This window comes from Anaerostipes sp. (genome assembly GCF_018381315.1).
Lineage (GTDB): Bacteria > Bacillota > Clostridia > Lachnospirales > Lachnospiraceae > Anaerostipes.
The window spans coordinates 1-5190 of record NZ_JAGZSD010000038.1; the positions used below are offsets into that span (position 1 = coordinate 1).

The window sequence follows — 5190 nt, forward strand, 5'->3', positions numbered from 1 at the left end:
TGCAGCGCTGTGTCATGGATGGAATGAAAGACTTTGTGCTGGTATATCAGCCGCTTGTCAGTGCAGACGGACTGAAACTGACAGGGGCGGAGGCTCTTCTCCGGTGGTCCTGTCCGAGTGCAGGACCTATTGGACCTGCTCAGTTTATTCCGCTTCTTGAAAATAGCGGGCTGATTATACAGGCAGGCAAATGGATTCTGGATCAGGCCTTCCGCACATGCAGACGCTGGCTGGCAAACTGTCCGGATTTTATCATGCATATTAATGTTTCTTATCTTCAGTTTATAGATAAGGAGTTTGTTCCACTGATTGAACAGCTGTTGGAAACATACAGTTTAGATGCCGGACATATTGTACTGGAGCTTACCGAAAGTTACTTTGTTACAGATATGCCTGCACTGCAGGAGACTTTTCAAAGGCTTCGGGAACTGAAGATCCGGATTGCCATGGATGACTTTGGAACAGGTTATTCATCCCTGGGTATGCTGTCTCAGACACCTGCGGATATTGTGAAGATCGACAGGGTATTTATTTCCTTTATCAATGATGCAGAGCATGTGTTTAATCATTCTTTTATCGGAGCAGTGATAAAGCTCTGCCATAGTGTGGGGATTTCTGTCTGTGTAGAAGGAGTGGAATATATTGATGAGCTGGAGGCAGTATGTTCTCTGGATGCCGACAGTATTCAGGGATTTTATATTTCCAGGCCGATTCCGGCGGAGCAGTTTGAGGAAAAGTATTGGAAGATCAGCGGGAGGAATTAATATGACAAAATCTGACCGTACAGAAGAGCGATATGTCAAACACATATACAAGCAGATCATTTTATTGGCACTCCTGGCACATCTTTCTTATGTTGTGATATTTGCAGTTACAGGCATTGTGGAACTGGCTGTCTATAATGCAGCCAGTGTCTGTTTTTACTGTGTCATGGGGATTATTACAGAAAGAGGGTATTACCGGGCCGCAGTGGCTTCTATCCATTTGGAAGTATGTTTATTTGTGATTGTGTCTACAGTGGCTGCAGGATGGGAGATCGGAACCCCGGCATATTTGATGGCTATGATATCTCTGACTTATTTTTGTCCGTTTAAGCATAAACAAATCCCGTATTTATTTGCCGGTCTGGAAATCTTCGTGTTTCTTGCGCTTAAACTTTATACGAGTTTTGTGTGTCCGGGATTGTCTGCGGTAGATGATTCTTGGACGGTTTGGATCTCAGTCTACAGTTTTTGTGCCTGTTTTACCATTATTTTATATGCAGCTGTTTCCTCCAAGCTTTCCGCAGCTGTCAGCCGTCAGGAACTTCAGGACGAAAACCGCAGCCTGACGACTATTGCAAATTATGACCAGCTTACAGGGCTTTTGAGCCGTTATGCCTTTCTGGAAAGAATGAAAAAGAATAGTAAAACATCTTCGATCCTGGCTCTGAGCGACATTGATGATTTTAAACTTGTCAACGATACATGGGGACATTCCTGCGGAGACAGGATTCTCAGCGAGGCGGCGGAATTCGTGCGTTCTTTCCTCGGCAGAGAAGCAGAAGTATGCCGATGGGGAGGAGAAGAATTTGTCTATCTCTTTCAGGATATGTCCATGGAACAGGTTCTTGAAAAGCTTCAGCAGCTGTGTGAAGCTGTAGCCGAGCATTCCTTCTGCCATGATGAAAATAATTTACACATTACGATGACTTTTGGGGTCAGTCTGGTGGAGGAAGGAGTTTCTCCGGAGGAGGCCATTGCTCTGGCTGACAGCCAGATGTATCACGGAAAAGCCTGCGGAAAAAACTGTGTTGTCTGCGGGAAACCCTGAGATCGTGTTATATTTTCTTCTTCTTTATCATATAGTATCAATTGAATGAGTTTTTCACCCATGCTTCCGGTTTGTCTCAGAATCATAAGTTTTGCTGACCATCAGCAAAGCCTTTCCGGAGCCGACTGGTGAAAGCGGAGAAAAACTCATACCCACAGGGCACACCGTATTTTATATCCTTCGGATGAGCGTGCCTGCGCACGATAAAGTATACTTGGCTTGAAGGAGAGTGAAAAGAATGAAGAAGATATTCTGTGTTATATGGTCTCTGTTTTTTTGTCTGCAGCTCGGGTTTCACACCGTCCGAGCGGACGATAATTTAAAACTTTATGCAAAGGCGGCCATTTTGATGGATGCAGGAAGCGGACGAGTTATGTTTGAGAAATCAGGCAAGACCAAGATGCCGAATGCGAGTACTACAAAGATTTTAACCTGTCTGTATATTATCAAGCACTGCAATCTGGAAGAAGAAGCAACGGTATCTAAAAATGCTGCAGCCCAGCCGCAGGTACACCTGGGAGCCAGAGCCGGAGAAAAGTATAAGGTCAAAGATCTTCTCTACGGGCTGATGCTGGAATCCTACAATGACTGTGCTGTAATCTTAGCGGAACATGCGGCGGGTTCGACAGAAAACTTTGCAAAAAAGCTTAATGCAGAGGCAAAAAGCTACGGGGCTAAATCCACTCATTTTGTCACACCCAACGGACTGGACCGCACGGATAAAAACGGAATTCATTCAACGACAGCATATGATCTGGCATTGATTATGAAGCAGTGCATTAAAAATAATACGTTTTTGGAAATTACAAGAGCCAAAAGCCATTCTTTTCATGATGTTTCCGGAAAACGGAACTTTACCTGCAATAATCATAATGCATTGCTGTCCATGATGGACGGTGCAGTTTCCGGGAAGACGGGATTTACTTCCAAAGCCGGATATTGCTATGTAGGTGCCGTCAAGAAAAACGGAATGACCATGATCGCAGTGGTGCTGGCCTGCGGCTGGCCTCCGCATAAGACTTATAAATGGTCTGATGTCAGGACACTGGTGGATTACGGCGCAAAAAATTATTCTTACCAGAAGGTGATTCCGGATTACAGTAAATTAGAGGATTTGTATGTAAACGGGGGACTGGAGCACAAAGTTTCCATCGAAGCAAAAGGTGAGGGAATGACCGTGCTGCTGAAAAAGGGTGAAACAGTGGATATCAAGTGCCAGATTCCCAAAAGCCTTGACGCACCGGTAAAGAAGGAACAAGTCGGAAAGATTGCTTACATGCTGAATGGAAAGGTAATCCGTGAGGAGCCGGTTTTTACAAAAAATTCTATAGACAAAAAGGATTACTGGTGGTATCTCGGAAAGACTTTGGATGAGTTCTGCCTGTAGGAAATATGGGAAAGAAAAAGGTTGTTGAGAATCTGAATCAACTGCCTTTTTTTCTAAAGTAAAATATGGTAAGATAACCGGAGAATGAACAAAACGAAAGGAGAACAGAATATGTTATTTATAGAGTATCCAAAATGTACAACCTGCAGAAAGGCTAAAAAGTGGCTGGATGAGCACCAGATTTCTTATGAGGACCGCCACATTGTGGAAGACAATCCTAAAGCAGAAGAATTAAAAGAATGGATTGCAAAGAGCGGTTACCCAATCAAACGCTTTTTTAATACAAGCGGCATGAAATACCGGGATTTAGGTCTGAAGGACAAGCTGCCGCAGATGAGCGAGGAAGAACAGATCGAACTCCTGTCTACGGACGGAATGCTTGTAAAGCGCCCGTTAGTGATTGGGGACGATTTTGTACTTGTGGGATTTAAAGAAGAGCAATGGGGAAATACTATCAAATAAAAAGTACTTTGACAGAAAGGATCTTGTTTATGGAACGTAAAAATACATGGCTTTCTTATACAGAAGAGGATATAAAAAGACTGGAATCACTGGCTTCTGATTACAAAGAGTATCTGACAGGCGGAAAAACTGAGAGAGAATGCGTAAAAGAATCTGTTAAACTGGCCCAGAGAGCGGGTTATCAGGATTTAGAGCATTTTATAGCAGAGAAGAAGTCATTAAAGCCAGGGGATAAGATTTACAGGACATGGATGGACAAAACCATTGTTTTGTTCCAGATTGGCCAAAAACCGATGGAAGAAGGCATTAATATTCTGGGGGCACACATTGATTCCCCGAGAATGGATTTAAAGCAAAATCCATTGTATGAAGATACAGAAATGGCCCTTTTAGATACCCATTATTATGGAGGCGTCAAAAAATATCAATGGGTAACCCTGCCATTGGCTCTGCATGGTGTTGTGGTAAAAAAGGACGGAACTACGATAGAGATCAGCATTGGGGAGAAAGATACTGACCCGGTAGTGGGAGTTACAGATCTTTTGATCCATTTATCCGGCCAGCAGCTGGAGAAAAAAGCGAAGGTCGTCATTGAAGGTGAAGATTTAAATGTTTTGATCGGAAGCCGTCCTGCAAAGGATGAAGAAAAGGATGCTGTAAAAAAAGAGATGCTTGCAATCTTTCAAGACCAGTATGGAATTGAGGAAGAAGATTTCTTATCTGCAGAAATCGAGGTTGTTCCTGCCGGACCGGCAAGAGATTTCGGACTGGACCGCAGCATGATCATGTCTTACGGACAGGATGACAGGGTCTGTGCCTATACCTCTCTTGTGGCAATGCTGAACGTAGAGGATGCAGAAAGGACAACCTGCTGTATTCTTGTGGACAAAGAAGAAATCGGAAGTGTAGGGGCAACCGGCATGCATTCCAGATTTTTTGAGAATACGCTGGCAGAGATTGTAGATTTAACCGGGGAATACAGTGAATTGAAGCTCCGCAGGATACTTCAGAATTCTCATATGCTGTCTTCTGACGTGAGTGCGGCCTTTGATCCTAATTATCCACAGGTTATGGAAAAGAAAAATGCAGCATATTTCGGAAAAGGGCTGGTATTAAACAAATACACCGGTTCCAGAGGCAAATCTGGTTCCAATGATGCAAATTCTGAATTTGTGGCAAAACTTAGAAGAATGTTTGATGATAATCAGGTGGCATTTCAGACTGCAGAACTGGGAAAAGTGGACGAAGGAGGCGGAGGTACTATCGCCTATATTCCGGCAGCTTATGCCATGGATGTCATTGACTGTGGTGTTGCGGTACTGAACATGCACGCACCATGGGAGATTACGAGCAAATCGGATCTTTATGAAGTGGAAAAAGGCTATGAGGTATTCCTTAGAAACTGCTAAAATGGATGCACTCAGCAAAACATGAGTTTTTCTCCACTATCTCCAGTCGGCTCTGGAAAGGCCTCCTTCCGACAGTGAAGAAAAACTTATCGCTAAAAGGCATCTGCTGTTTTATGGGTA

General features: G+C 43.6%; 5 protein-coding genes. All 5 read left to right on the forward strand.

Going from position 1 to position 5190, the window contains the following annotated elements:
• Nucleotides 1–764: EAL domain-containing protein (locus KH180_RS16430; protein ID WP_290762394.1), on the forward strand; the 764-nt coding region annotated here is incomplete at its 5' end.
• A gap of 1 nt (nt 765) precedes the next feature.
• Entirely contained in the window at nt 766–1812 is a 1047-nt protein-coding gene (locus KH180_RS16435) for a GGDEF domain-containing protein (RefSeq protein ID WP_290762396.1), read from the forward strand.
• 238 nt (nt 1813–2050) lie between these two features.
• Entirely contained in the window at nt 2051–3199 is a 1149-nt protein-coding gene (locus KH180_RS16440; protein WP_290762399.1) for a D-alanyl-D-alanine carboxypeptidase family protein, read from the forward strand.
• 111 nt (nt 3200–3310) lie between these two features.
• Complete coding sequence (locus tag KH180_RS16445; protein WP_290762402.1) at nt 3311–3661, forward strand: arsenate reductase family protein; 351 nt, start codon at nt 3311–3313, stop codon at nt 3659–3661.
• A 29-nt stretch (nt 3662–3690) separates the two neighbouring features.
• Nucleotides 3691–5070 carry an aminopeptidase gene (locus KH180_RS16450; RefSeq protein WP_290762404.1) on the forward strand — a complete coding sequence of 460 codons (1380 nt, stop codon included), beginning with the start codon at nt 3691–3693 and terminating at the stop codon, nt 5068–5070.
• Nucleotides 5071–5190: the final 120 nt, after the last annotated feature.